Origin of the sequence: Curtobacterium pomorum (assembly GCF_044497295.1) — a bacterium.
Lineage (GTDB): Bacteria > Actinomycetota > Actinomycetes > Actinomycetales > Microbacteriaceae > Curtobacterium.
Genome location: NZ_CP172409.1, coordinates 2,114,718 through 2,139,082 on the forward strand (window position 1 = coordinate 2,114,718; position 24,365 = coordinate 2,139,082).

Annotated in this window: 24 protein-coding genes; 9 read left to right on the plus strand and 15 right to left on the minus strand. The window is 70.9% G+C overall.

Translation table 11 applies throughout. The features are described 5' to 3' along the window. Positions 1–28: 28 nt before the first annotated feature. On the minus strand, positions 29–754 hold the full coding sequence (locus ACGH48_RS10165) for an MIP/aquaporin family protein (protein WP_123312615.1): 726 nt from the start codon (positions 752–754) through the stop codon (positions 29–31). A gap of 318 nt (positions 755–1,072) precedes the next feature. On the opposite strand from ACGH48_RS10165, the gene dhaK reads away from it, so the two are divergent. The 3 genes from dhaK (at position 1,073) to dhaM (ending at position 3,508) form a co-directional block, all read left to right on the plus strand. Further along, positions 1,073–2,074, plus strand: a complete 1,002-nt coding sequence (gene dhaK, locus ACGH48_RS10170) for a dihydroxyacetone kinase subunit DhaK (RefSeq protein ID WP_396288425.1) — start codon at positions 1,073–1,075, stop codon at positions 2,072–2,074. Between the two features lie 73 nt (positions 2,075–2,147). Continuing rightward, on the plus strand, positions 2,148–2,789 hold the full coding sequence (dhaL, locus tag ACGH48_RS10175) for a dihydroxyacetone kinase subunit DhaL (RefSeq protein ID WP_396288427.1): 642 nt from the start codon (positions 2,148–2,150) through the stop codon (positions 2,787–2,789). Next, positions 2,786–3,508: a dihydroxyacetone kinase phosphoryl donor subunit DhaM gene (gene dhaM / locus ACGH48_RS10180; RefSeq protein WP_396288429.1), complete on the plus strand. Its 723-nt coding sequence runs from the start codon at positions 2,786–2,788 to the stop codon at positions 3,506–3,508. Before dhaL ends, dhaM begins: the two co-directional genes overlap by 4 nt. Before the next feature lie 24 nt (positions 3,509–3,532). Here dhaM and ACGH48_RS10185 read toward each other — a convergent pair whose 3' ends face one another. Next, positions 3,533–4,141 (minus strand): TetR/AcrR family transcriptional regulator C-terminal domain-containing protein, encoded by a 609-nt coding sequence (locus ACGH48_RS10185; RefSeq protein ID WP_396288431.1) that lies wholly within the window; start codon positions 4,139–4,141, stop codon positions 3,533–3,535. 55 nt (positions 4,142–4,196) lie between these two features. Here ACGH48_RS10185 and ACGH48_RS10190 point away from each other — a divergent pair, with 55 nt between their 5' ends. Together ACGH48_RS10190 and ACGH48_RS10195 are read left to right on the plus strand one after the other, a co-directional pair. Beyond that, positions 4,197–5,417, plus strand: coding sequence for a beta-ketoacyl-[acyl-carrier-protein] synthase family protein (locus ACGH48_RS10190; protein ID WP_396288433.1), 1,221 nt, complete (start codon positions 4,197–4,199; stop codon positions 5,415–5,417). 31 nt (positions 5,418–5,448) lie between these two features. Beyond that, positions 5,449–7,350: an ABC transporter ATP-binding protein gene (locus ACGH48_RS10195; RefSeq protein WP_396288435.1), complete on the plus strand. Its 1,902-nt coding sequence runs from the start codon at positions 5,449–5,451 to the stop codon at positions 7,348–7,350. Positions 7,351–7,422: 72 nt separating this feature from the next. Here the strand turns inward: ACGH48_RS10195 and ACGH48_RS10200 are convergent, their stop codons facing one another. The 3 genes from ACGH48_RS10200 to ACGH48_RS10210 form a co-directional block, all read right to left on the minus strand. Further along, positions 7,423–8,247, minus strand: a complete 825-nt coding sequence (locus ACGH48_RS10200; RefSeq protein ID WP_396288437.1) for an ornithine carbamoyltransferase — start codon at positions 8,245–8,247, stop codon at positions 7,423–7,425. Positions 8,248–8,309: 62 nt separating this feature from the next. Then, on the minus strand, positions 8,310–8,888 hold the full coding sequence (locus ACGH48_RS10205) for an NADPH-dependent FMN reductase (RefSeq protein ID WP_396288439.1): 579 nt from the start codon (positions 8,886–8,888) through the stop codon (positions 8,310–8,312). Between the two features lie 58 nt (positions 8,889–8,946). After that, positions 8,947–9,783, minus strand: coding sequence for a helix-turn-helix domain-containing protein (locus ACGH48_RS10210; protein ID WP_396288441.1), 837 nt, complete (start codon positions 9,781–9,783; stop codon positions 8,947–8,949). Between the two features lie 102 nt (positions 9,784–9,885). Here ACGH48_RS10210 and ACGH48_RS10215 point away from each other — a divergent pair, with 102 nt between their 5' ends. Beyond that, positions 9,886–10,566 carry an SDR family NAD(P)-dependent oxidoreductase gene (locus ACGH48_RS10215; protein ID WP_396288443.1) on the plus strand — a complete coding sequence of 227 codons (681 nt, stop codon included), beginning with the start codon at positions 9,886–9,888 and terminating at the stop codon, positions 10,564–10,566. A gap of 34 nt (positions 10,567–10,600) precedes the next feature. Here the strand turns inward: ACGH48_RS10215 and ACGH48_RS10220 are convergent, their stop codons facing one another. Further along, complete coding sequence (locus tag ACGH48_RS10220) at positions 10,601–11,050, minus strand: GNAT family N-acetyltransferase (RefSeq protein WP_396288445.1); 450 nt, start codon at positions 11,048–11,050, stop codon at positions 10,601–10,603. 91 nt (positions 11,051–11,141) lie between these two features. Here ACGH48_RS10220 and ACGH48_RS10225 point away from each other — a divergent pair, with 91 nt between their 5' ends. After that, complete coding sequence (locus ACGH48_RS10225) at positions 11,142–12,173, plus strand: alcohol dehydrogenase catalytic domain-containing protein (protein ID WP_396288447.1); 1,032 nt, start codon at positions 11,142–11,144, stop codon at positions 12,171–12,173. Positions 12,174–12,391: 218 nt separating this feature from the next. Here ACGH48_RS10225 and ACGH48_RS10230 read toward each other — a convergent pair whose 3' ends face one another. The 5 genes from ACGH48_RS10230 to ACGH48_RS10250 form a co-directional block, all read right to left on the minus strand. After that, positions 12,392–12,547, minus strand: coding sequence for a hypothetical protein (locus ACGH48_RS10230; protein WP_396288449.1), 156 nt, complete (start codon positions 12,545–12,547; stop codon positions 12,392–12,394). A gap of 138 nt (positions 12,548–12,685) precedes the next feature. After that, positions 12,686–12,952, minus strand: coding sequence for a hypothetical protein (locus ACGH48_RS10235; RefSeq protein ID WP_340196366.1), 267 nt, complete (start codon positions 12,950–12,952; stop codon positions 12,686–12,688). 122 nt (positions 12,953–13,074) lie between these two features. Beyond that, positions 13,075–15,468 carry an ATP-binding cassette domain-containing protein gene (locus tag ACGH48_RS10240; protein WP_396288451.1) on the minus strand — a complete coding sequence of 798 codons (2,394 nt, stop codon included), beginning with the start codon at positions 15,466–15,468 and terminating at the stop codon, positions 13,075–13,077. 380 nt (positions 15,469–15,848) lie between these two features. Beyond that, positions 15,849–16,304: an NUDIX hydrolase gene (locus tag ACGH48_RS10245; RefSeq protein ID WP_340196368.1), complete on the minus strand. Its 456-nt coding sequence runs from the start codon at positions 16,302–16,304 to the stop codon at positions 15,849–15,851. Between the two features lie 10 nt (positions 16,305–16,314). Continuing rightward, positions 16,315–17,076 (minus strand): SDR family oxidoreductase, encoded by a 762-nt coding sequence (locus ACGH48_RS10250; RefSeq protein ID WP_123312601.1) that lies wholly within the window; start codon positions 17,074–17,076, stop codon positions 16,315–16,317. 156 nt (positions 17,077–17,232) lie between these two features. Here ACGH48_RS10250 and ACGH48_RS10255 point away from each other — a divergent pair, with 156 nt between their 5' ends. Both ACGH48_RS10255 and ACGH48_RS10260 read left to right on the plus strand, forming a co-directional pair. Further along, positions 17,233–17,706: an NfeD family protein gene (locus tag ACGH48_RS10255; protein WP_235035827.1), complete on the plus strand. Its 474-nt coding sequence runs from the start codon at positions 17,233–17,235 to the stop codon at positions 17,704–17,706. Beyond that, the gene (locus tag ACGH48_RS10260) at positions 17,703–18,929 is read left to right on the plus strand and encodes an SPFH domain-containing protein (protein WP_340196370.1); all 1,227 of its coding nucleotides are present in this window, start codon (positions 17,703–17,705) and stop codon (positions 18,927–18,929) included. Before ACGH48_RS10255 ends, ACGH48_RS10260 begins: the two co-directional genes overlap by 4 nt. Before the next feature lie 73 nt (positions 18,930–19,002). On the opposite strand, the gene ACGH48_RS10265 is transcribed toward ACGH48_RS10260, so the two are convergent. The 4 genes from ACGH48_RS10265 to tatC all read right to left on the minus strand — a co-directional run bounded on the left by ACGH48_RS10265 (position 19,003) and on the right by tatC (position 24,293). Then, complete coding sequence (locus ACGH48_RS10265) at positions 19,003–19,353, minus strand: RNA polymerase-binding protein RbpA (protein WP_111084006.1); 351 nt, start codon at positions 19,351–19,353, stop codon at positions 19,003–19,005. A 145-nt stretch (positions 19,354–19,498) separates the two neighbouring features. After that, a complete protein-coding gene (gene lnt / locus ACGH48_RS10270) occupies positions 19,499–21,061 on the minus strand; it encodes an apolipoprotein N-acyltransferase (protein ID WP_396288455.1) in 1,563 nt (520 codons plus the stop codon). A 41-nt stretch (positions 21,062–21,102) separates the two neighbouring features. Further along, the gene (locus ACGH48_RS10275) at positions 21,103–23,544 is read right to left on the minus strand and encodes a DEAD/DEAH box helicase (protein ID WP_396288457.1); all 2,442 of its coding nucleotides are present in this window, start codon (positions 23,542–23,544) and stop codon (positions 21,103–21,105) included. After that, on the minus strand, positions 23,541–24,293 hold the full coding sequence (gene tatC, locus ACGH48_RS10280) for a twin-arginine translocase subunit TatC (RefSeq protein ID WP_123312597.1): 753 nt from the start codon (positions 24,291–24,293) through the stop codon (positions 23,541–23,543). Before tatC ends, ACGH48_RS10275 begins: the two co-directional genes overlap by 4 nt. Positions 24,294–24,365: the final 72 nt, after the last annotated feature.

A 24,365-nucleotide genomic window follows, 5' to 3' on the forward strand; every position in this document is an offset into this window, starting at 1 on the left:
GGGCCGCTCACCCCGGGGTTGGGTTGGTTCAGCTGACGACGGGCAGCAGCGCGTAGGACAGGCCGGCGGCGATGGCGCCACCGAGCAGCGGTCCGACGACGGGCACCCAGGCGTAGGCCCAGTCGCTCGAGCCCTTGCCCTTGATGGGAAGGAAAGCGTGCGCGATGCGCGGGCCGAGGTCACGGGCGGGGTTGATGGCGTAGCCGGTCGGGCCACCGAGGCTGACACCGATCGCGATCACGAGGAAGGCGACGGGGATCGCGCCGAGCTCCGACGGGGTCTGGCCGTTGGTGAAGGCGATGACGACGAACACCAGCACGAAGGTGCCGATGATCTCGGTCACGAGGTTCCAGCCGTACGAACGGATCGCGGGGCCGGTGGAGAAGACGCCGAGCTTGGCGGCCGCGTCGGGCTCCTCGTCGAAGTGCTGCTTGTAGGCGAGCCAGACGATCACGGCACCGATGACCGCGCCGATGAGCTGGGCGAGCCAGAACAGCAGCATCGCGCCGACGGTGATGTTGCCGAGGATGGCCTGGGCGAGGCTGACGGCCGGGTTGAGCTGGCCGCCCGACTTGTAGGACACGGTGACGCCGGCGAAGACCGCGAAGCCCCAACCGATCGTGACCATGAGGAAGCCGGCCCCGAAGCCCTTCGACTTCGTGAGGGAGACGGCGGCGACGACACCGCCACCCAGGATGATGAGCATCGCCGTGCCGACGAGCTCGGACAGGAACTTGACGCCGATGTCGTCCATCGGTGACCTCCAGTGCGTGAGGTGGGGGTCCGGTGGTGCTGCGCCGCACTCCCCGTTGAGTGATTGAGGCCGAGCATAGTGACGCGGAGAACGACGGGGCGATGAATTCCTGAGGGAAGTCCGCGATCGTGCACGAACGTGCAAGCGCCGTGCGCTGCGGGGGATCACGAGCCGGTGACACGTCCCCGTGGTGCTGCACGAACGTGCAGACCGGACGAACGAGCGCCCGGGCGTCGGATGTAGATTGGGCGCACTCCGGTCGACGACGGCGGTGTGCAGTTCGCCTCGGTTCGGCCCCGTACCCGTGGAGGCACGCGCATGAAGAAGCTCATCAACGACCCGCAGGCCGTGGTCGACGAGACCGTCCGGGGCTTCGCCCGGGCACACGCCGGTCACGTGGTCCTGGTCGAGGACCCGATCCACCTGCACCGCGCCGACGCTCCCGTCGCCGGCAAGGTCGGCATCGTCAGCGGCGGCGGCAGCGGACACGAGCCGCTGCACGCGGGCTTCGTCGGGTACGGCATGCTCGACGCCGCCGTGCCCGGGCCGGTGTTCACGAGTCCGACCCCCGACCCGATCGTCGCGGCCACCAAGGCCGTCGACGGCGGCGCCGGCGTCCTGCACATCGTGAAGAACTACACCGGCGACGTCCTGAACTTCGAGACCGCCGCCGAGCTCGCCGAGATGGACGACATCCGCGTCGAGGCCGTCGTGGTCGACGACGACGTCGCCGTGCAGGACTCGCTCTACACCGCCGGCCGCCGCGGCGTCGCCGGCACCGTCGTCGTCGAGAAGTGCGCCGGTGCCGCGGCCGAGCGCGGTGACGACCTGGACGCAGTCGCCGCGGTCGCCCGCCACGTCAACGACGTCACGCGGTCGATGGGCCTGGCCCTGGCGTCCGGCACCGTGCCGCACGCGGGGGAGCCGTCCTTCACGCTCGCCGACGACGAGGTCGAGCTCGGCATCGGCATCCACGGCGAGCCCGGACGCGAGCGCATCCCGATGGCGCCGGCCGACCAGCTCGTCGACCGCGTGCTCGAACCGATCCTCACCGACCTCGACCCTCCGGCCGGCTCGAATCTGCTCCTGCTCGTGAACGGCATGGGCGGCACCCCGCTGTCCGAGCTGTACATCGCCTACCGACGCGCCGCCGAGGTGCTGACGGACCGCGGGTACGACGTCACGCGTAGTTTGGTGGGCGACTACGTCACATCCCTCGAGATGCAGGGGTTCTCGCTCACCGTCACGGTGCTGGACGACGAACTCACGGCACTCTGGGACGCACCGGTGGAGACCCCGGCACTGCGCTGGGGACGCTGAGCGGCCGGACCGACCGCTCGACCACCGACCACGACACCGAGCCCACCGGGCCGGACACACGAAGGGAACCGCATTGGCGCTCGACACCGCATGGGCCATCGACTGGGTCCGTCGCACCGCCGCGACGATCGACGAACACCGGGCCGAGCTCGTCACGCTCGACCGGGAGATCGGCGACGGCGACCACGGCGAGAACCTCGACCGCGGCTTCCGCGCCGTGCTCGAGGCCGTCGACGGCGGCTCGTTCGACACGCCCGGCGCCGTGCTGAAGACGGTCGCGACCAAGCTCATCTCGACCGTCGGCGGTGCCGCCGGTCCGCTGTTCGGCACCGCGTACCTGAAGGCAGCCCAGGCCGCCGGCGACGCGTCCGAGCTCGACGCCGACACGCTCGTCGCCGTGCTCGCCGCAGCCCGTGACGGCGTGGTCTCGCGCGGCAAGGCCGCGGTCGGCGACAAGACGATGGTGGACGCTTGGGGCCCGGCGGTCGACGCCGCCACCGCCGCAGCGGCAGCCGGTGCCGACCCGGCAGCCGTGCTCGCCGCCGCGGCCGACGCCGCCGCCTCGGGCGCCGAGGCAACCGAACCGCTCGTCGCCCACAAGGGTCGTGCGAGCTACCTCGGCGAACGCGCGGTCGGGCACCGCGACCCGGGTGCGCAGTCGACCGCGTACATCCTGCGTGCCGCGGTGGAGGCGACGACGGGCGCCGCCGCGTGACCGTCGGCATCCTGATCGTGTCGCACAGCGCCGCGATCGCCTCCGGCACCGTGGAGCTCGCCCGCCAGATGGCGGCGGACGTACCGCTCGTCGCTGCCGGCGGGACCGACGACGGCGGCATCGGCACGTCGTTCGAGGCGATCACCGCCGGCATCGAGGAGCTCTCGGACGCCGACGCCGTCGTGGTCCTGTGCGACCTCGGATCGGCTTACCTGACCACCGACACGGCGCTCGACTTCCTCGACGACGACGTCCGCGCACGCGTGCACGTCTCGCAGGCTCCCCTCGTCGAGGGCGCGGTCGCCGCGGCCGTCGCGGCCCAGACGGGTGGTGACGCCGGGGCAGTGCTCGCTGCTGCGGCGTCCGCCGCAGGGTCCGCGGACGACGCGAGCAGCGCCTCCCGTCCGTCCGGTGACCAGCCGGGAGGCACGGGGCCGGGTGAAGGGGCCGCCAGCGTCGACGACGTGGCCGCGTCCGAGAGCGTCGAACTGGTGAACGAGACCGGCCTGCACGCCCGCCCCGCGGCGGAGTTCGTCAAGACGGCGGCCAGGTACGACGCAGCGGTGCGCGTGAACGGCGTGGACGCGAAGAGCCTGCTGGCGATCATGGCGCTCGCGCTGCCGAAGGGGGCGACCGTGTCGATCGAGGCGACCGGTGCGGACGCGCAGGCCGCGGTGGACGCGCTCGCGGAACTGGTGCGGAGCGGCTTCGGCGAGTAGGCGTCGCCACTCGCCGTCCCGTGTTCAGCGGATGGACACCGTTCCTGCGAGGTCGAGGTCCGACGGCCCGCCGGTGACGCCCGCGTCGGCGAGGAGCGTGGCGCCGAAGACCGCGCTCCAGAACGTCCGGGCATCACGGCCGACACCGCTCGGACTGGTCCAGCCGTGCTCGGCAACGATGCGCTCGAGGTAGCGCTCCGACTGCCGGAACAGGACCGCGAGCAGGAGTCGCACGCGCTCGCGCTGGGCGTCGTCGTCACCGGCGGCGGCCAGCGCGCGCACGACGAGCGGCGTCGACGGCATCGCGAGCGCCGTGCGCGCGAGCACCTGACGGAACGCGTCGGCGGACCCGGCGCGCCGACCGGCGGCCTGCAGGCGCGTGGTGTCACGGAGGAAGAGCGCGAAGGCGGCGTCGAGGACGAGGCGGTCCTTCGAGCCGTAGTGGTGCGTGATCTGGTTCGGGTAGACCCCGGCCGCACGGGCGATCTCGCTGACGGTGACGGCGTGGCGCGCGGTGCTCGCTCCGCCCGCGTCACCGGCTGCCCCTGCGCTGAGGAGTCCGGCGGTCGCCGCGAGGATCCTCGCCCGGGTCGCTGCGCCGCGGGTCGTCCCGGCGCCGTCGGTGGTTGCCATCTCTGAATTGTACGTGGTACAACTCCACTTGTTCAACGTACAAGAAGGAGCACTCGTGGACATCTCCATCACCGGCTACGGCGCCGTCTCGCCGTTCGGCCACGGCGTCGCGCCGCTGTGGGACGCCCTGGTCGCCGGGCGCTCCGGTGTGCAGGAGCTGCACCGGGACGCGCCGCTCTGGGAACAGGTCCCGATCATGGTCGGTGCCGACGCGGCACTCGACGCCGAGTCCGTACTCGGTCGCGTCCGGGCGAACCGACTCGACCGCAGTCAGCAGCTCGCCCTCGTCGCCGCCGCCGAGGCCTGGGCAGACGCCGGCGCTCCCGCCGTCGCGGGCGACCGCCTGGCCGTCGTCGTCGGGACCGGTATCGGGGGAGTGGAGACACTGCTCGACGCGCACGACGTGCTCGGGGCCTCGGGCGCCCGCCGGGTGTCGCCCCGGACCGTCCCGATGCTCATGGCCAACGGGGCCGCGGCGCAGATCAGCATCGAGTACGGTGCCCGTGCCGGCGCCTACACGACCGTCTCGGCGTGCGCGTCCGGCGCCGAGGCGATCGCGATCGCAGCGCGCCTCGTCGTCACGGGGGAGGCCGACGTCGTCATCGCCGGCGGCACCGAGGCTGCGGTCACCCCGGTGACCATGGCCTCGTTCGCGCAGTCCCAGGCCCTCGCGAAGCCCGACGGCGGCGACCCCGCCACGCTGTCGCGACCGTTCGACGCCGACCGCCGCGGGTTCGTGCTCGGCGAGGGCGCCGGGTTCGTCGTCCTCGAGCGGGCCTCGCACGCCGCCGCCCGCGCACAGCGGTCGCACGGCACGCTCGCCGGGTGGGGGATCACGTCGGACGCCTTCCACATCACCGCCCCGCTCGGGGACGGCAGCGAGCAGGAGCGCGCGATGACGGCCGCGATCCGGATGGCCGGGCTCACCGGGACGGACATCGACCACGTCAACGCGCACGCCACCGGGACCCCGGTCGGCGACGTCGGTGAGGCTGCCGCCATCGCTCGTGCAGTGGGCAGCGGCGCGATCGTGACGGCGCCGAAGAGCGCGATCGGGCACATGTTCGGCGCGGCGGGAGCGGTCGAGGCGATCCTGACGGTCCGGACGCTCGAGACCGGGATCGTGCCGCCGACGCTGAACCTGGAACACCAGGACCCGGCGATCGACCTGGACGTGGTGGCGGGGGCAGCCCGGACGGCGACCGTGCGTGCCGCGCTGAACAACTCGTTCGGGTTCGGTGGACAGAACGCGTCGTTGGTGTTCACCGCGGTCTGAGGGGCACGGGGACCGACGTATCCTGACTGCCATGAGCATGGAAGGCGTGGCCTGGAGCTCGCTGTACAAGATCTCCACCGCCAAGGACGGCAAGCACGGCATCTCACGCGAGTCCGTGCGGCGGATCATGACGTTCGCCGTGCCCTACCGGGCCAAGCTGGTGGTCTTCATCGCGCTCTCCGTCGTGGGCGCGGTCCTCGCGGTCGCGACACCGGTCCTCGCCGGCCGGGTGGTCGACGTGATCGTCGCTCGGGGCGCACTCAGCACGATCGTCTGGCTCGCGGTCGTCATCGCCCTGGTCGCCGTGGGCGACGCGGCCGTGTCACTCGCGACGCGCTGGTTCTCGGCACGGATCGGCGAGGGCGTCATCCTCGACCTCCGCACCGCCGTCTTCAACCACGTGCAGAAGATGCCGATCGCCTTCTTCACGCGCACACGGACCGGCGCGCTCGTCAGCCGCCTCAACAACGACGTGATCGGCGCGCAGCAGGCCTTCAGCGGCACGCTGTCCGGCGTGGTCACGAACCTCGTGGCGCTGATCCTCACCCTGACCGTCATGCTCAGCACGTCCTGGCTCGTGACGGTCCTGGCGATCGTGATGCTCCCGATCTTCCTCGTCCCCGCGCGCCGCATGGGCAGCCGCCTCGCCGCGCTGCGTCGCGAAGCCGCCGACCACAACGCCGCCATGAGCACGCAGATGACCGAGCGCTTCTCCGCGCCCGGCGCCACCCTCGTGAAGCTGTTCGGCCGCCCCGAGGAGGAGGCCGAGGAGTTCCGGGTGCGCGCCGCCCGCGTCCGCGACATCGGGGTGCGGAGTGCCCTGCTGCAGTTCGTCTTCGTCACCGCCCTCACCCTGGTCTCCGCCCTCGCCCTCGCGCTCGTCTACGGGGTCGGCGGTGCCCTCGCACTCGGTGGCCAGCTGAACACCGGCGACGTGGTGACGCTGGCCCTCCTGCTCACCCGCCTGTACGCGCCGCTGACCAGCCTCGCGAACGCCCGGGTGGAGATCATGAGCGCCGTGGTCAGCTTCGAGCGCGTCTTCGAGGTCCTCGACCTCGAGCCGCTCATCCGGGAGAAGCCCGACGCCGCCACCGTCCCCGACGGCCCGGTGGCGGTCGAGTTCGACGACGTCCGCTTCGCCTACCCGTCCGCCGACAAGGTGTCGCTGGCCTCGCTCGAGGAGGTCTCCACGCTGGACACCCGCGGCGGTGACGAGGTGCTGCACGGTGTCTCCTTCCGGATCGAGCCGGGGCAGACCGTCGCGCTCGTCGGGACCTCCGGTGCCGGCAAGTCCACGATCGCGCAGCTCCTCTCCCGCCTGTACGACGTCGACAGCGGAGCCGTCCGCCTGGCCGGGGCGGACGTCCGCGACGTCACGTTCGCCTCGATGCGGCACACCATGGGCATGGTCACCCAGGACGGCCACCTGTTCCACGAGACCATCCGGTCCAACCTGCGGCTCGCGCGGCCCGAGGCGACCGAGGACGAGGTGTGGGACGCCGTCCGCCGCGCGCGGCTCGAACCGCTGATCCGGTCCCTGCCGGACCAGCTGGACACCATGGTCGGGGAGCGTGGCTACCGACTGTCCGGCGGTGAGCGCCAGCGGATGACCATCGCGAGACTGCTGCTCGCACAGCCGCGCGTCGTCATCCTCGACGAGGCCACCGCGGCGCTGGACTCGACGTCCGAGGCCGCCGTGCAGGCAGCGCTCAGCGAGGCGCTCGAGGGGCGGACGGCGATGGTGATCGCGCACCGGCTCTCCACCATCCGGAGCGCAGACCTCATCCTCGTGGTCGAGGACGGCTCGATCGTGGAGCGCGGGACGCACGAGGAGCTGTTGGCCGTGGGCGGGCGGTACGAGGAGCTGCACCGGACCCAGTTCGCCGTGCAGAAGGACGTCGCCGCGGACGAGGAAGCGCTGAGCGGGAGCTAGTCCGCCGTCTGCGGTGCCGCCACCCACAGCACGGGGTCGCTCACTGGGCCCCTGGCCGATCGGCACGCCCTGTCATCCGAGGCCGAGGCAGAACGACATGACGGCCTGCTGCACCGGGAGGAGCGCGGCCTTGAAGTCGTGTCCGACGAACGCGGGGTGTTCCACCGCGTCGACGCTCACCTCACGGCCGCGCACGAACGGCGGACACGGGGCGAAGCGAACTCCCGCGGGGGCGAGGTCGAGCAGCGCGGCCGTGATCCGGTACGGCTCGAGGGCCCGGGCGTGCGGACCGGGTCCGTCCGTGAGGATCACGTCCGCCGACCGCACAGCAGCCTCGAGGTCGTCGGTCCACCCGGCTCCCGGGGTCGCGAGCTCGGGCGGGCAGCACTGGACCAGATCGAGCTGCAGGACGCGAGCGGCTTCCTGCCATGCCCTGGCGATGTTGCCGTCAGCACCCACGAAGAGGAAGCGGAGCGACGCGATGTCCCCCCGCTGCTGCTGCAGGGCGTAGAGGTCGGACAGCACCTCGCACGGGTGGTTGTCGTCCGTCATCGCGTTCACGACGGGTACCGCACGAGCCGCCGCCAGCGCCGCGACCATGGCGAGGTCCCGATGGCGCACCACGACGATGTCGACCCAGTTGTCGAGGTACCGGGCGACGTCTGCCAGCGCTTCCGGCTTGTCGAGCGTCGTGTCCGCGAACACGATCGGTTCGAGCCCCATCGACGAAGCGCCCCGCTCGAAGGTCACCCTGGTGCGCAGACTCGTCGGCGGGAAGAACATCGCCGCGGCACCCTCCGTGGTGGGCCCTCGACCCGCGACGAACGCGTCAGCCAGGTCGAAGACCGCACGGACGTCGGACGGGGACCAGTCATCGAGTTTCACGAGCGAACGCATCCCACCACCGTAGGGACTGTCCGGACCAGGGTCCGTCACCGGACGGCGCAGCAGGTCGGACCTCACACCTCCCAGTCTGATGTGAAGGTCCGGCCCCGGAGCAGGCCGGCCAGCTCCGCGTGGACGTCGATGGTCTTGCCCAGTCGGGCGGCGCGATCGGCGTTGAGCGCCGTGCCCTCCCAGTCCCGCTCGGAGACGTAGGCCGTGTACGGGTTGACGAGGCACTTGAAGTCGAGCATGAGCGACTGCGCAAGGGCGCCCGTCGCCATGTAGCTGTGGGGGAGGCCCGCAGCGCACACGAAGGTGACGACCTTGTCGAACCACGCTGCGCGGCGGCCCTCACCGGTCGCACCGGTGGCTTCGATGAGCGACTTGACGGCGGACGACGGAGCCCAGTTGTAGACCGGGAACGCCAGCACCACGCCGTCCGACTCCTGGATCTCGCGGTGCAGCACCTCGAACGCTCCGCTGCTGAACACCTGGTCGTTGTCGAACGGCGGCAGTGCCACGTGGGCGAGGTCGATGACCGTCGATGCGTGCCCGCCGTCGGTGAGGAGCTGCGCTGACTGCTCGGCGAGGCGGCGGCTCGCACTGGTCGGATCGAGGCTGCACGAGATGACCGGGAGGTTCAGCGGGACCATCCGAGAACCGTACCGATCGGCACCTGGGGCGACGAGGGGACCGGAGTCCGTTCCGTGCTCACGGTGCCGGTGTGAACTGCTGGAGGCCGGTGACGCGCAGCAGGTCGAGCTTGGCGGCGTCCTCGGTGCCGGGGACCGCGGTGTAGACGACGATCCGCAGGTCGCCGCCCGGCACGGTCAGCACGTCGCAGTCGATCTCGATGGGTCCGACGGGTGTGTGCACCTGCTTGCGGCTCGCCCGGTGCTCGGCGATGCGACCGGTGTCCCAGCGACGTTCGAACTCGGGTGACTCCCGGCGGAGCCGCGCGACGAGTTCGGCCAGGTCGCGGTCGGCGGGGTAGCGGCCGGATGCCTGCCGGAGGTCCGCTGCGAGGTCGCTCGAGAACTCCTCCTGGTGTTCGTCGTCCCACTCGACGCCGTCGTGTGCGTGCATGAAGTGCCGCCACACCAGGTTCCGCTCGATCCCGACCGCCCGCGAGGGGTCGCCGTTCAACGCCGCCCACAGGTCGTTCCACAGGACGATGTCGTGCGTCGCCGTGAAGACCGCGATCGGGACGTCGCCGAGTCGGTCGACGAGGCGCTGCACCCCGGGTGTGATGTGCCGGGGAACGACCTGGAGCGACGGGGGAGCGACGCCGGCGACCCGGCACAGGTGGTCCCGCTCCGCCGCCGTGAGCCGGAGCGCCGTGGCGAGGGCGCCGAGCAACTGGGGTGAGGGGTTCAGCGCGCGGCCCTGCTCGAGCCGGACGACGTAGTCGACGCTCACCCCCGCGAGCGCCGCGAGCTCCTCGCGTCGGAGACCCGGGGTCCGCCGGCCGGGCCCGGCCGGCAGGCCGACCTCTTCGGGACGGACCCGGTCGCGCCAGGAACGCAACACACTCGCGAACTCGCTCATGTCCACCATCCTCGCCCCGCGCCTCCTGTCCTTCCTGGTACTGGTGGTCCCACCGTCGCACGGTGCCTGGGGGAGTCAGCCGCAGGGGCGGAGAGTGGGGGCATGACAACGACACTCATCACCGGAGCCAACCGCAGCCTCGGACTCGAGACCGTTCGCCGCCTGGTGGACGCGGGCCACACCGTGTACGCCGGCATGCGCGACCCCGCCTCGGGCGACGACGCGCGGGAGCTCGGCGCCCACGTCGTCCAGCTCGACGTGACCGACCAGCACAGCATCGACGCCGCGATCGCCACCATCCCCGCCCTCGACGTGCTCGTGAACAACGCCGGCATCCTCGGGACGTCGTTCGGGGTCGACGACCTCGACGCCGCGGCCATGTCCGCCGTGCTCGACACCAACGTCACCGGCATCGTCCGGGTCACGCAGGCGGCGCTCCCGCTCCTGCGGCGGTCCGACAACCCGGTGATCGTGAACGTCGCCTCGGGCGTCGGCTTCGCCCGCTGGTTGACGACCCCGGGCCACGACGAGTACCCGGTGCCCGCTGTGCCCTACGCCGCGTCGAAGGCCGCGGTGATCGCGTTGACCGTGCAGTACGCGAAGAACCTGCCGGGGTTCCGGATCAACGTCAGCGACCCCGGCTACACCGCTACCGAGTTCAACGGCTTCGGCGGGCACCAGACGATCACCGAGGGCACCGACGCGACCGTCGCGCTCGCCGTGGTCGGGCCGGACGGGCCCACGGGGGAGTTCCACAACCGGGACGGCCGTATCGAGTACTGACGCGCGCTGGGCACGGACGGTCGCGGCATCCGCTTCAGTCGTGCACATCGGCACCGAACCCCGGCCCGGGGCGCATCATCCAGCCCTCCGGGTCGGGGAGCGGACGGAACCCGAACCGTTCGTACAGGCCGTGGGCGTCGGCGGTGAAGAGCGCGAACCGCTTGAGGCCGAGCGACTCGATCGCCTCGGTCACGCCCTGCACGAGGGCGACGCCGACGCCGCGGCCACGAGCGTCGGGATCGACGAACACGTCGGCCAGCCACCCGAACGTCACCCCGTCGGTGATCACCCGGGCGTACCCGAGCTGCGCACCCGTGGCGGTGTCGTACACGCCGAAGTTGCGGGACCCGGCGATGATCGCGTCCTGGGTGGCTCGACTGCGACCCCGTGCCCAGTAGGACTCCTCGCTGAGCCAGCGGTGCACGCGATCGACGTCGAGGTCGGCGGGGTCGGCGGAGAAGTGCAGTGCGGTCGGTTCGTCCATCGCACCAGTGAACCGGCGGTCGCCCGCCGCGGGCAACGGCCAATCCGTCGTCTGTGGACAACACGACGGCACCGTCTGGGACGATGGCGGGATGCGCGCAGTCCAGTACGACCACTTCGGATCCGCCCCGTCGATCGTCGACCTGCCCGATCCCGTGGCGCCGGACCACGGGGTCGTCGTCCGGGTCGCCGCCACCGGGGTGTGCCGCAGTGACTGGCACGCCTGGAAGGGGCACGACGACTCCGTTTCGCTGCCGCACGTCCCCGGGCACGAGTTCGCCGGTGTCGTGACGGCCGTCGGGTCGTCGGTGACCCGGGTGTCGCTCGGTGACCGCGTGACCGCGCCCTTCGTGTTCGCCTGCGGGACGTGCCCCGAGTGCGTCGACGGCGCCACCCAGGTGTGCACGCGTCAGCAGCAACCGGGGTTCACCCTGCCCGGGTCCTACGCCGAGTCGGTCGTCATCCCGCACGCGGACGTCAACGTGGTCGCACTGCCCGACGCCGTGGGGTTCGCGGAGGCCGCGGCACTCGGTTGCCGGTTCGGCACGGCGTATCACGCCCTGCACGCCCGAGGTCGGGTCATGTCAGGGGAGTGGGTGGTCGTGTTCGGCTGCGGAGGCGTCGGCCTGTCGACGATCATCGTCGCGGTCGCTGCGGGTGCCCGGGTGATCGCGGTGGACGTCTCACCGGCGGCGCTCGAACGTGCTGCGGCACTCGGCGCCGTCCCGGTGCCGATGGACACGGAGGCCGTCGCAGCGATCCGCGCCCGGACCGACGGCGGAGCACAGGTCTCGGTGGACGCGTACGGCAGCCGCGCGACGTCCGTCGCAGCGGTGGCGTCCCTGCGCCCCCGGGGCCGTCACCTGCAGGTCGGCCTGCTGCTCGACGACGAAGCCGAACCGGCCATCCCGATGGGGCGTGTGATCGCTGACGAGCTCGAACTGCTCGGCAGCCACGGGATCTCAGTCGGGGAGTACGCCGCCATGCTCGCCGACGTCGTCACGGGCACGCTGCGTCCGGACGAATCGATCGGCCGGACCATCGGCTTCGACGATCTGCCGGACGCCATCGTGGCGATGGACCGTCCAGCCACGTCGGCCGGGATGACGGTGGCGGTCTTCTGAGCGACGTCACACCCGGCGGTCGCGGCGCTCGATCGACGCAGCGCTCGACCGTCGCCGGTTCACGTGCGGGGAGCGTCCGGGTGTCACCTCATGACACATGAGTTGACATAATATGCATTATCGGCGCGAAGCCAAGCTGCACGGTGACAGAAGAGATCAGGTCCCCGTTCGGGACCCGATCCCTTCTGCTCACGGAACGACATCGTCCGCAGACGACCTCAGTCCGCCGACTCGTGCGGGACGTCGTCCTTGTCGATCTCGAGCGCGGCCGATTCTTCGCCCTGCTCGTGCAGGTCGGCCTGGTCGGTGTCCGGCTGCTCCGGCGTCTCGCTCTGGGTGGTCTCTTCGGCTGGGTCGGGCTGGCTGTAGCTCATGCGCCGGACGGTACGCCCGAGATCCTGAACACGCGCCAGCGGTTCGCCGGAGACGCCTGGTGAGCAGCAATGGTCGAGTCCATCGGATGGACTCGACCATTGCTGCTCACGATCTGGGCCCGCCTGGCAGGCCGGGCCTCACGACTGGGTCAAGAAAACCGCGGTGGCGATGTACCCGATGATCCCGACGACGATCGCGACCACGGAGAGGATGATGCCGGCGAGGATCATCCCCCGGCTGCCACCGCGCTTGCGCGCGAGGATGCCGAGCACCAGCCCGACGATGCCTGCGACCACACCGATGATGGCGATGAAGATGCCGCCGACGGTCCCGACGATGCCGAGCACCAGGGAGACGATGGCGAAGGTGTTCGACTGCGCGGGTGCGTTCCCGGGGTTGGACATGATGGGGCTCCTTCTGATCAGGACGCCGATCCAGGCCGGGCAGCCGATCGTGAGCGTCGATCAGACGCTATCCGAACTGCACCGGCAACGTTCAGGTTTCGTCCGCGAACCTGTCCCCTGCCTCAGGCACCGACGTAGGTGGCGAGGTGCTGTCCGGTCAGGGTCGAGCGGGCTGCGACGAGCTCGGCGGGTGTCCCCTCGAACACGATCCGACCGCCGTCGTGCCCCGCGCCGGGCCCGAGGTCGATGATCCAGTCCGCGTGGGCCATCACCGCCTGGTGGTGCTCGATCACCACGACGGTCTTGCCCGAGTCGACCAGGCGGTCCAGCAGGCCGAGCAGCTGGGCGACGTCCGCCAGGTGCAGTCCGGTCGTCGGTTCGTCGAGGACCACGACGCCACCCGGCTCACCGAGGTGCGTCGCGAGCTTCAGCCGCTGACGCTCCCCGCCGGACAGCGTCGTGAGCGGCTGCCCGATCGTCAGGTACCCGAGACCGACGTCGGCCAGACGCGACAGGATCGTGTGCGCCGCTGGGAGCTTCGCGGGGCCGTCTGAGAAGAACGCCACGGCATCGGTGACGGACATGCCCAGCACCTGGCTGATGTCCTTGCCGCCGAGGTGGTAGCCGAGCACCGACTGGTCGAATCGCTTCCCGTCGCACTCCACGCACGGGGTGGCGATGCCCGCCATCATCCCCAGGTCGGTGTAGACGACGCCGGCGCCGTTGCACGCGGGGCACGCGCCCTCGGAGTTCGCACTGAACAGCGCGGGCTTGACGCCGTTGGCCTTCGCGAACGCCTTGCGGATGGGCTCGAGCAGCCCGGTGTACGTGGCCGGGTTGCTGCGCCGGGATCCGCGGATGCCACTCTGGTCGATGGCGACGACACCGTCGCGCTGCGCGAGCGACCCGTGGATGAGCGTGCTCTTGCCGGACCCGGCGACGCCCGTCACGACGGTGAGCACCCTGGTGGGGACGTCCACGTCGACGTCGTGCAGGTTGTGGGCCGAGGCACCGCGGATCGCGATCGCCCCGTCGGACCTGCGGACGTCGGCCTTCACCGAGACGCGGTCGTCGAGGTGCTGACCGGTGATGGTCCCGCTCCCCCGCAACCCGTCGACGGGTCCCTGGTAGCAGAGTGTCCCCCCGCCGGAGCCAGCGCCCGGGCCGAGGTCGACGACGTGGTCGGCGATCGCGATCACCTCGGGCTTGTGCTCGACGACCAGCACGGTGTTGCCCTTGTCGCGCAGCCGCAGCAGCAGGCCGTTCATCCGCTCGATGTCGTGCGGGTGCAGGCCGGTGCTCGGTTCGTCGAAGACGTAGGTCACGTCGCTGAGCGACGAGCCGAGGTGCTTCACCATCTTGACCCGCTGCCCCTCTCCCCCGGACAGCGTGCCGGTGGGACGGTCGAGCGAGAGGTAGCCGAGGCCGATCTCGACGAACGACTCGAGCAGGTCGCGGAGGCCGTCGAGCAGCGGCGCGACACCCGGGTCGTCGATCGCCCGCAGCCACGGGACGACGTCGGTGATCTGCATCGAGCAGACGTCGGCGATGCTCTTGCCACCGATCTTCGAGGAGCGAGCGACGTCGTTCAGCCGGGTGCCGCCGCACGCCGGGCACGTCGTGAAGGTCACCGCGCGGTCCACGAAGGCGCGGATGTGCGGCTGCATCGCCTCGCGGTCCTTCTGCAGGAACGAGCGCCGCACCCGGGGCACGAGCCCCTCGTACGTCATGTTGATGCCGGCGATCTTCTGCTTGGTGGGCTCGCGGTACAGGAAGTCGGCGCGCTCCTGCTCGGTGAAGTCGCGGATCGGGGTGTCCTTGTCGAAGTACCCGGACTCGGCGTACATGCGGACGTTCCACCCGTCGGTGCCGTAGCCGGGGATCGTGATCGCTCCGTCGCCGAGCGCCTTCGCGTCGTCGAACAGTTGCGTCAGGTCGATGTCGTTCACGAGCCCGCGGCCCTCGCAGTCGGCGCACATGCCGCCGAGTCGGGTGAACGAGACCTTCTCGGCCTTGGCGTCCTTGCCCTTCTGCACCGTGATCGCTCCCCCGGCGGTGACCGTCGCCAGGTTGAACGAGAACGCGTTCGGACCGCCGACGTGCGGGTCGCCCAGACGGCTGAACAGGACCCGCAGCATCGCGTTCGCGTCGGTGGCGGTGCCGACGGTCGACCGCGGATCGGCGCCGATGCGCTCCTGGTCGACGACGATCGCGGTGGTCAGGCCGTCGAGCAGGTCGACGTCCGGGCGTGCGAGCGACGGCATGAAGCCCTGCACGAAGGCGCTGTACGTCTCGTTGATCATCCGCTGCGACTCGGCGGCGACGGTGCCGAACACGAGCGAGCTCTTGCCGGAGCCGGACACCCCGGTGAAGACCGTCAGCCGACGCTTGGGCAGGTCGACGTCGATGCCCCGCAGGTTGTTCGCGCGGGCGCCGCGCACGCGGATGCGGTCGTGGCCGTCGGCGGCGTGCACGATCAGGCTCGGGGCGGTGACGTCACCGGAACTGATGTGCATGTCGATCAGGGTACCGACGGGTACCGACACCGACAAGGCGCCCCGGCACCCACCAGCAGACCCAGCACCGTGCGCGCTGTCTCACCCCGTGCGCGGTTACGCGCACCGTGCAGCGCCACAAGCGCGCACCACGCCACCAACCCTGCACCGACCAACGGACACGGCACCGTGCATTGGAAACAACCCACCACCGCACGGGAGGCACGGGTCGGGCCCGCACCGCGCCTCCCGTCAGCACCGTGCGCACTTTCTCACCCCGTGCGCGGTTACGCGCACCGTGCAGCGCCATTAGCGCGCACCACGCCACCAACCCTGCACCGACCAACGGACACGGCACCGTGCAGCGCACGCGACCGGACACGGCGCCGGTGGGGAACGGGTCAGGCGGAGGTGAAGCGGCGGACCAGGTCCGGCAGCTCGGCCGGTTCGAAGTCCTCGTCGGTGGCGTCGAGCTCGTCAGCCGTCCACCACCGTGACGCCAGGATGTCGACCCGTTCGTCGTCCGTCCACTCGGCGTCCGACAGCTCGAAACCCGGCGTGCGCACGACGTAGAACTCGCTGTGGCCACGGTCGTGGTCGGCGAGGTCCCACTCGACGGTGAAGTCCCACGACCACACCGGCTCACCCGGGTCGTCGATGACGATGCCGGTCTCCTCGCGCAGCTCGCGGATCGCGGCGTCGCGGTGGTCCTCGCCGGGGTCGACCCCGCCACCCGGCGTGATCCACCGGTGCGCGCCGTCGGAGGACGGCGAGTTCGTGTCCATCAGGAACACGCGACCCTCGGGGTCGAGCAGGATGATGCGGGAGGTTCGGCGCAGGCCGGGCTTGGCGGTCACCCGCCCGACGCTAGCCGACGAAGCCGCTGACGTCGCCGACGAGCTTGGTGTGGTCTGCGGGGATCGGCTCGATCGCGGCGAGGGCGATCTCGGCGGCGAACTCCGACACGCTGTAGAGCTTGCCGACCTCCTGCCGGCGGCCCTCGATCGCGCCCGGGTTCAGGCGGTTCAGCAGGGTCGCGGTGATCGTGCCCTCGATCATGTCGCCCGAGACGACGACGAACTCGATGCCGGCGGCCTCGAGCTGCGGGATGAGCTCACGGAGGGCGAGTTCGCCGGCGCGCTTGCTCTTCGCGACGGGGACGTACTCGTCCATCGTCTCGGCGGTCTCGACGAAGTGGGCCTGGTGGCTCGTGACGAACACGACGCGGGAGCCGGCGGGCATGTGCGGCACGGCGGTCTGGAGCATGTCGACCTGGGCGTCGCGGTTCAGGCGGAGCGCGTAGTCCTCGCCGAGGCCGGACTCCATGCCGCCCGAGGCGTTCAGGACCAGCAGGTCGATGCCGCCCCACTCCTGCACGACGGTGTCGACGAGTGCCTGCACGGACTCGTGGTCGGTCAGGTCCGCGCCGACGGCCAGGGCGGAGCCGCCGGCCGCGACGACCTTCTCGGCGATCTGCTCGGCGCGCTTGGCCTTGTTGCGGTAGTTCACGACGACCTTGGCGCCGGCCTCGGCCAGGTACCCGACGGTGTCGGCGCCGATGCCGCGCGACGAGCCGGTCACGACGGCGCGCGTATCGGTGAGGGATCCGGGGGCGAGGGGGTTGCTCACAGTCGTGTGTTCTCCAGGTCGGGTTCCGGCCGGTCGGCCGCACCGAGCCTACCAATCGCCTGCACGACCGTCGGACCCTCCTGATATGTTGAACGGAGTTGTACCGGCCGTCGCGACGCTGCGAGCCACGGCGCGCGACCGAGGGAGGGAGATCGCGTGAACGGAATCGATTGGATCCAGACCATCGTCTGGATCGGACTGGTGTTGCTGCTGGGAGTGGTCGAGATCTTCACCCTCGACTTCATCTTCATCATGCTCGCGGCCGGAGCCGCCGGCGGGTTGATCGCCGCACTGCTCGGCGCACCGTGGTGGCTGTCGGCCATCATCTCGGCCGTGCTCGCGCTCGTGCTGCTCTCGCTCGTCCGACCGCGTCTGCTGCTGATGCTCGGCCGCGGCGCCGACCCGCACCGCACCAACATCGAGGGGCTCATCGGGCTCCCCGGCACCGTCGCCGTCGCGTTCACATCCTCTGCTCCCGGCCAGGTCCGCCTGGCCAACGGCGAGACCTGGAGCGCACGGTTCGCCGTGGGCGCCATCGACCGCACACCGCCACTCGGCACCCCTGTGGTCGTCGAGTCGATCGAGGGGTCGACCGCGGTCGTGCGCCTCGCAGAAAGGGCCACCTCGTGACCATCACACCCGGGACGATCGCACTGCTCGTCCTGATCCTCGTCGTCGTCATCTTCGTGATCGTCGTCCTGGCGAAGGCGATCCGCATCGTCCCGCAGGCCACCGCCGGCATCGTCGAACGCCTCGGCAAGTACCACAAGACGCTCTCGCCGGGCCTGAACCTGCTCGTGCCGTTCATCGACCGTCTGCGTCCGCTGCTCGACATGCGCGAGCAGGTCGTGTCCTTCCCGCCGCAGCCGGTGATCACCGAGGACAACCTCGTGGTCTCCATCGACACCGTGGTCTACTTCCAGGTCACCGACGCCCGTGCGGCGACCTACGAGATCGCCAACTACCTGGGCGCGGTCGAACAGCTCACCACCACCACGCTCCGCAACGTCGTCGGTGGCCTCAACCTCGAAGAGGCCCTGACCAGCCGCGACAACATCAACGGTCAGCTCCGTGTCGTCCTCGACGAGGCGACCGGCAAGTGGGGCATCCGCGTCGGCCGTGTCGAGCTCAAGGCGATCGAGCCGCCCGTGTCCATCCAGGACGCCATGGAGCAGCAGCTGCGTGCCGAGCGGAGCCGTCGTGCCGCGATCCTCCAGGCCGAGGGCACCAAGCAGTCCCAGATCCTCGAGGCCGAGGGGCAGCGGCAGGCCGCCATCCTCGCCGCAGAGGGTGACGCGAAGGCCCAGGTGCTCCGCGCCGAGGGTGAGGCGTCCGCGATCGCCACGGTGTTCGAGGCCATCCACACCGGCGACCCGGACGACAAGCTGCTGTCGTACCAGTACCTGCAGATGCTGCCCAAGATCGCCGAGGGCACCGCGAACAAGCTCTGGATGATCCCGAGCGAGTTCACCGAGGCACTGTCCGGCATCGCGAAGGGCTTCTCGGGCGGACGGAACGGCAGCGGTCCGGTCGCCGGCGCCGGCACGGGTGGGGACTTCCTCTCCCGCATCTCCAAGCTCGCGAACGAGAGCCTGGCGAACACCGCGGCCGCCGACTCGGCCGGCGCATCGATGCCGCGCGCCGACGCCACCGCGGCGGACATCGTCCCCGAGTCCGACCTCGACGCCCGACTGGCCGAGTCGAACCGGAGCGTCGACGCGCACCTCGCGGCCGCCGACGACGCGACCGCCAAGAAGGTCGACGACGCACCGGCTCCGCAGTCCGACGCCGCGCAGCACCCGAACGACGAAGCGTCGGGGCACCGCACGAGCGACGGCTCCGGACGGCGCTGACCGGCGTCACGACGAACGACGATGCCCGCCCCGGGGAACCGGGGCGGGCATCGTCGTTCGTCAGGTGGTGGTGTCAGGCACCGCGTCGTGCACGGAGGACCTGCAGGCGCTCCTCGAGGAGCTCCTCGAGTTCCTCGCGCGAGCGACGCTCGAGCAGCATGTCCCAGTGGGTTCGGGGCGCCTTGACGTCCTCTGCTGCGACCTCGACGGGGATGCCGTCGTCACCGAGCAGCCGTCCTTCGCGGCCGGAGCGTGGCTCCGACCAGGTCTGGGGCACGTCTGCGTCAGCGGAGAAGACGATGTCGAAGGTCTCCCCCGAATCGGTCTGGTAGACCGCGCGCTTGCGGTCCGAGAGCTCGACGCCCTCTTCGCTCTGGAGGCTCTGACTCCCGAGCCGCATGCCGCGGAGACTCCGATCAGCCATGTGTGTGCTCCTCTCGCTCGTCTGCCCTCCACAACACTGTCCCACGCGCCGTCGTTCCCGACTGGGCGCATTCACAGTCCGTTCCCAGTGCGTGCCCCTGCTGCACCGGATCACGGCGTCGGGAGCACCGGGACGCGGCGGCGGTTCAGGAGCGGTTCCGGCGTCCCCACGGCGCGCAGGCCAGCAGCACGAGGAGCCCACCGAGCGTGAGCACGAGGACGATCGATCCCGACGCCAGCGACGCCGGCGTGGTCGAGGTGCCGAGCGGCACGTCGGTCACCATCGAGGTCGCGGTGTACTCCGGGACCCGGTCGATCGTGCGGCCGGACGGGTCGATGACCTGGGAAGCGCCGACGGTCGAGATGTTGACGAGGGACCGGCCGGTCTCGATCGCCCGCATCCGTGCGATCTCGAGCTGCTGCAGGTTCTCGTCGGTGCCGGAGAAGTCCGCGTTGTTCGTCTGCGCGAGGATCACCTGCGCTCCCCCACGCACCATGTCGCGGGTCAGCCCGTCGTCGACGATGTCGAAGCAGATCGCGATGCCCGCCCGGATCCCCGCCACCGGCAGGACGTTCGGCTTCGTCCCCGGCGTGTAGTCGCGCTGCAGCAAGCCGATCAGCGACGGCGCGAGCTTCGAGAAGAACCAGCGGTCCGGCACGTACTCGCCGAAGGGCACCGGTCGCTTCTTGTCGTAGGACGACTGCCAGCCATCGGCCGTCCACACGAACGAGGTGTTGTGCAGCACCCCGGAAGGGGTCTGCGTGATGGCTCCGGCGACCAGCGGCGCACCGACCGAGTCGACGACGGCGTCGAGGGACGAAGCGATCACGGGCTGCCGGCGCGGGTCGAACTCCGCCGAGGCCTCGGGCCAGACGACGAGGTCGACGTCCTTCGCCTCGACGTCGGTCGCCGCGACCTGCGCCGCCAGGACCTCGCCCGGCGCAGCACGGTCGAAGTACCCGGCCGGCCCGTTGCCCTGCACGGACTCGACCCGGATGGTTCCGGAGGTCGCGGTCGGCCAGGCCGGCACCGCGAGCACCGCGGCGACGAGCAGACCGGCGGTCGCGACCCGGACCGGCAGCCGCAGGGTCGCGCCCGGTGCCCGCGGGGACACGAGGGCGAGCGACACGACCACCGCCACGCAGTAGACGACCACGAACGTCACGCCGAGCACGCCCACGTAGGCGGCGAGGTGCGTGAACGGCCCCTGCGACTGCGACAGGCCGACGCGCCCCCAGGCGAAGCCGCCGTACGGCCAGCTCCCCGAGAACCACTCGCGTCCGGTCCACAGTGCGGCGACGACGGCCGGGAGGCCCCACACGCGTCCGGCAGTCGAGGGCACCACCCGCGCCACCCACCGGTACGCGAGGGCGATCGCGACGCTGCCGAGGGCGAAGAACGCCGCCTCCAACAACGCCAGTGCGAACCACGGGACGGGGCCCAGGTAGCGCCCGGCCCACGAGATGGCGGGGATCCAGAACGCGGCACCGGCCACGTAGCCCACCCACGCGGCCCTGCGGGCGCGCTGCCCCATCACCGCGAGGAGCATGCACGCCAGCGCCGGGAAGGCCAGGAACCACCACCCGGGCGACGGGAACGCGAGCGCGAACAGCACCCCGCCGATGACGGCAAGCGGCAGCGCGGTGCCCAGCGGGAGCGCCGCGAACGGGCCGTCCGCGACCGCACCGCGGCCCACGCGCGCGGGCACCCCACGCACACCGGTCTCCGGAACCCGCACCGTGCCTCCCGTCAGACCGCTGCGTAGGCGACGATGCCGCGGCGGACCGCGTCCGTCGCACGTCGGGCGGTCTGGGCGAGGTCGTCGTCGCCGGCGTTCCGGATCTGGTCGAGCAGGTCGATGACCTGCTTCGACCAGCGGACGAAGTCACCGGCGGGCAGGTCGAGGGTGCGCAGGACGTCGTCCAGCGCCGAGCCGGACGCCCAGCGGAACATGCCGACCGCCATCGCCGGGGTGGGCGGCAGCGAACCGGCCAGGCGGGCGTCGCGCTCGATGTCGTCGAGGCGCGACCAGATCGTCAGGGTCTCGTCGAGGGCCGGGCGGAACGCACCGCGGGGCAGTGCGTGCTCGGTGCCGGGGGCGTCGTCGCGACGGGGCTGGTAGATGATCGTGGCGGCCATCGCGGCGAGCTGCGCCGGGGTGAGGTCCTTCCAGACCCCCGCCTCGAGACACTCGGCGACGAGCAGATCGCGGTCGCCGTAGATGCGCTGCAGGCGACGGCCCCCGGCGGCCACGGTGGCCTCGCCGTTGCCGGCATCGACCAGGTACCCGAGCTGCAGGAGCACGTCGGTGACCCGGTCGAACGTGGTCGCCACGGCACCGGTGCGGGACCGGATCTGCTGGACCAGCTTGTCGTTGACGCGCTTGAGCTTCCACCAGCGCTCCGCCCAGCGGGCGTGCGCCTCGCGGTCGGGGCACGCGTGGCAGGGGTGACGCTGCATCTGGCGACGGACCGCCGTGATCGCGGCCTGCCGTTCCTGCCGTGCGCCGTGCGAGGCCTCGCGTCCGCCGGGCACGTTCGTGCGCTCCAGGTCGGAGAGCTCCCGGCGGAGCGCCGCGTACTCGGTGAAGTCGCCGAGGTGGCACTGCATCGCCTCGCGGTACCCCTCGAGCGATTCCTGCTGCGAGCGGACCTTGCGGGCCAGGTCGACCACGGACCGGTCGGCCTGGAACTGCGCGAACGACGTCTCGAGGACCTCGCGCGTGCGCTGCCGGCCGAACTGGTCGATCAGGTTGACGGCCATGTTGTACGTCGGCTTGAACGACGAGTTCAGCGGGTACGTGCGACGGCTGGCGAGTGAGGCGACGGCCTGCGGGTCGAGCCCGTCGGTCCACTGGATGACCGAGTGTCCCTCGACGTCGATGCCACGGCGCCCGGCTCGACCGGTGAGCTGGGTGTACTCCCCCGGGGTGATCGGGACACGGGCCTCGCCGTTGAACTTCTCGAGCTTCTCGAGCACCACCGTGCGGGCCGGCATGTTCACGCCGAGCGCCAGGGTCTCGGTGGCGAACACGACCTTGAGCAGCTTGCGCTGGAAGAGGTTCTCCACCACTTCCTTGAACGCGGGCAGCATGCCCGCGTGGTGCGCGGCGACCCCGCGCTCGAGCCCCTCGAGGAACTCCCAGTAGCCGAGGACGGCGAGGTCCTCGTCCGGCAGGGTGCGGCAGTGGTACTCCGCGGTCTCACGGATCTCGTTGCGCTCCGGCACCGTCGTGAGCGACAGCCCGGACCGCAGGACGTTCCGGACGCCCTGGTCGCACCCGGCACGGCTGAACACGAAGAAGATCGCGGGCAGCAGCATCCGCTCGTCGAGCATGTGCGCGATGCGCTCGCGGTGCAGCTTCTCGGTGCGCGGCCCACGGCGGTCGTGGTACCCGCCGCGTCCACGTCCACCGCGGTGTCCGCCGCCGTGCCGTTCGCTACGCGACGCACCGCCGACCATGCGGAGCAGCTCCGGGTTGACGCGGTTCGTCGCCGCCGCACCGCTGGAGTCGAACAGGTCGACCATCTTCGACCCGACCAGCACGTGCTGCTCGAGCGGGACCGGGCGGTCCTCGGACACGATGACGTCCGTGTCGCCGCGGACGGTCTGCAGCCAGTCGCCGAACTCCTCGGCGTTGGAGACCGTGGCGCTCAGCGAGACGAGCCGGACCTCGGTCGGGAGGTGCAGGATCACCTCTTCCCACACGGCCCCGCGGAAGCGGTCGGCCAGGTAGTGGACCTCGTCGAGGACCACCCAGGCCAGGTCGTCGAGCAGGTCGGAGTCCGCGTAGATCATGTTCCGCAGGACCTCGGTCGTCATCACGACGACCCGCGCCCGCGGGTTCACGTTCGTGTCACCGGTGAGCAGGCCCACCTCGGACTCGCCGTAGACCTCGACCAGCTCGGCGTACTTCTGGTTGCTCAGCGCCTTCATCGGCGTCGTGTAGAACACCTTCGCCGTCGGCTGCCGCATCGCCAGCCAGATCGCGAACTCGGCGACGATCGTCTTGCCGGCACCGGTCGGCGCGGCGACGAGGACGCTGCGGCCCTGGTCGAGCGCGTCGCAGGCGGCGAACTGGAACGGGTCGAGGTCGAAGCGCAGGTCGGAACGGAACAGCTCCAGGTTGCGGGAGCGGTTCCGGACCTTGGCGGCGGCGAAGCGCTCGGCCGCGCTGAGGTCCGCGGTCACAGGCCGTACTCTTCGTCGAGCTTGGCCTGCTTCTTCGCCACCCTGCGGTCGTGCAGCCACGCGACGAAGCACGCTGCGATGTAGAGCACGACCATCGGGACCGCCAGCAGGAACATCGAGATGACGTCGGCGCTCGGGGTGACGATCGCGCAGAAGACCAGGATGCACAGGATCGCGATGCGCCACGACTTGATGATCGCCGACGCCGACAGGACCCCCACGAAGTTCAGCAGGACGATGAACACCGGCAGCACGAAGGCGATGCCGACCGCGACGATGAGCTTGATGACGAAGTCGTAGTAGGCCTTCGCGTCGACGATCGAGGTGTCCTGGCTCGACACGAAGCTGCCGAGGATGCCGACCACGTGGGGCAGGATGTACCACCCGAAGTAGCAGCCGGCGAAGAACAGCGGGATCGCGGTGCCGAGGAAGCCCCACACGTACTGCTTCTCGCGCCGCACCAGGGCGGGCACGATGAACGCCCAGATCTGGTAGAGCCAGACCGGGCTCGAGATGACGATGCCGATGGTGATCGCGATCTGCAGCTTGAGGTCGAACGCCCCCGTGATCATCGGGAAGTTCAGCTCGGCCGTGTGCCCGCCGACCTTGGCGAGCTCGGCCACCGGTTGCCGGAGCGAGTCGAGCACGAACGGGGTGAGGAACCATCCACCGACCGCGGCGATGACCACGGCGAGCACTGCGCGGAACAGGCGGTTGCGCAGCTCGATGAGGTGCTGCCCGAGCGACATGCGGCCTTCGGCGTCGTTGTCCTGGCGCCCTTGCCGCCTCGCTCGCCCGCGCGCGGTCGTCGAAGCCATGGG

Bases quoted from the DNA above. Each gene is read 5' to 3' on its own strand.
- ACGH48_RS10165 (WP_123312615.1), bottom strand. From the start codon at position 754: ATGGACGACATCGGCGTCAAGTTCCTGTCCGAGCTCGTCGGCACGGCG.
- dhaK (WP_396288425.1), top strand. From the start codon at position 1,073: ATGAAGAAGCTCATCAACGACCCGCAGGCCGTGGTCGACGAGACCGTC.
- ACGH48_RS10185 (WP_396288431.1), bottom strand. From the start codon at position 4,141: ATGGCAACCACCGACGGCGCCGGGACGACCCGCGGCGCAGCGACCCGG.
- ACGH48_RS10195 (WP_396288435.1), top strand. From the start codon at position 5,449: ATGAGCATGGAAGGCGTGGCCTGGAGCTCGCTGTACAAGATCTCCACC.
- ACGH48_RS10200 (WP_396288437.1), bottom strand. From the start codon at position 8,247: ATGCGTTCGCTCGTGAAACTCGATGACTGGTCCCCGTCCGACGTCCGT.
- ACGH48_RS10205 (WP_396288439.1), bottom strand. From the start codon at position 8,888: ATGGTCCCGCTGAACCTCCCGGTCATCTCGTGCAGCCTCGATCCGACC.
- ACGH48_RS10210 (WP_396288441.1), bottom strand. From the start codon at position 9,783: ATGAGCGAGTTCGCGAGTGTGTTGCGTTCCTGGCGCGACCGGGTCCGT.
- ACGH48_RS10215 (WP_396288443.1), top strand. From the start codon at position 9,886: ATGACAACGACACTCATCACCGGAGCCAACCGCAGCCTCGGACTCGAG.
- ACGH48_RS10220 (WP_396288445.1), bottom strand. From the start codon at position 11,050: ATGGACGAACCGACCGCACTGCACTTCTCCGCCGACCCCGCCGACCTC.
- ACGH48_RS10225 (WP_396288447.1), top strand. From the start codon at position 11,142: ATGCGCGCAGTCCAGTACGACCACTTCGGATCCGCCCCGTCGATCGTC.
- ACGH48_RS10230 (WP_396288449.1), bottom strand. From the start codon at position 12,547: ATGAGCTACAGCCAGCCCGACCCAGCCGAAGAGACCACCCAGAGCGAG.
- ACGH48_RS10235 (WP_340196366.1), bottom strand. From the start codon at position 12,952: ATGTCCAACCCCGGGAACGCACCCGCGCAGTCGAACACCTTCGCCATC.
- ACGH48_RS10240 (WP_396288451.1), bottom strand. From the start codon at position 15,468: ATGCACATCAGTTCCGGTGACGTCACCGCCCCGAGCCTGATCGTGCAC.
- ACGH48_RS10265 (WP_111084006.1), bottom strand. From the start codon at position 19,353: ATGGCTGATCGGAGTCTCCGCGGCATGCGGCTCGGGAGTCAGAGCCTC.
- tatC (WP_123312597.1), bottom strand. From the start codon at position 24,293: ATGTCGCTCGGGCAGCACCTCATCGAGCTGCGCAACCGCCTGTTCCGC.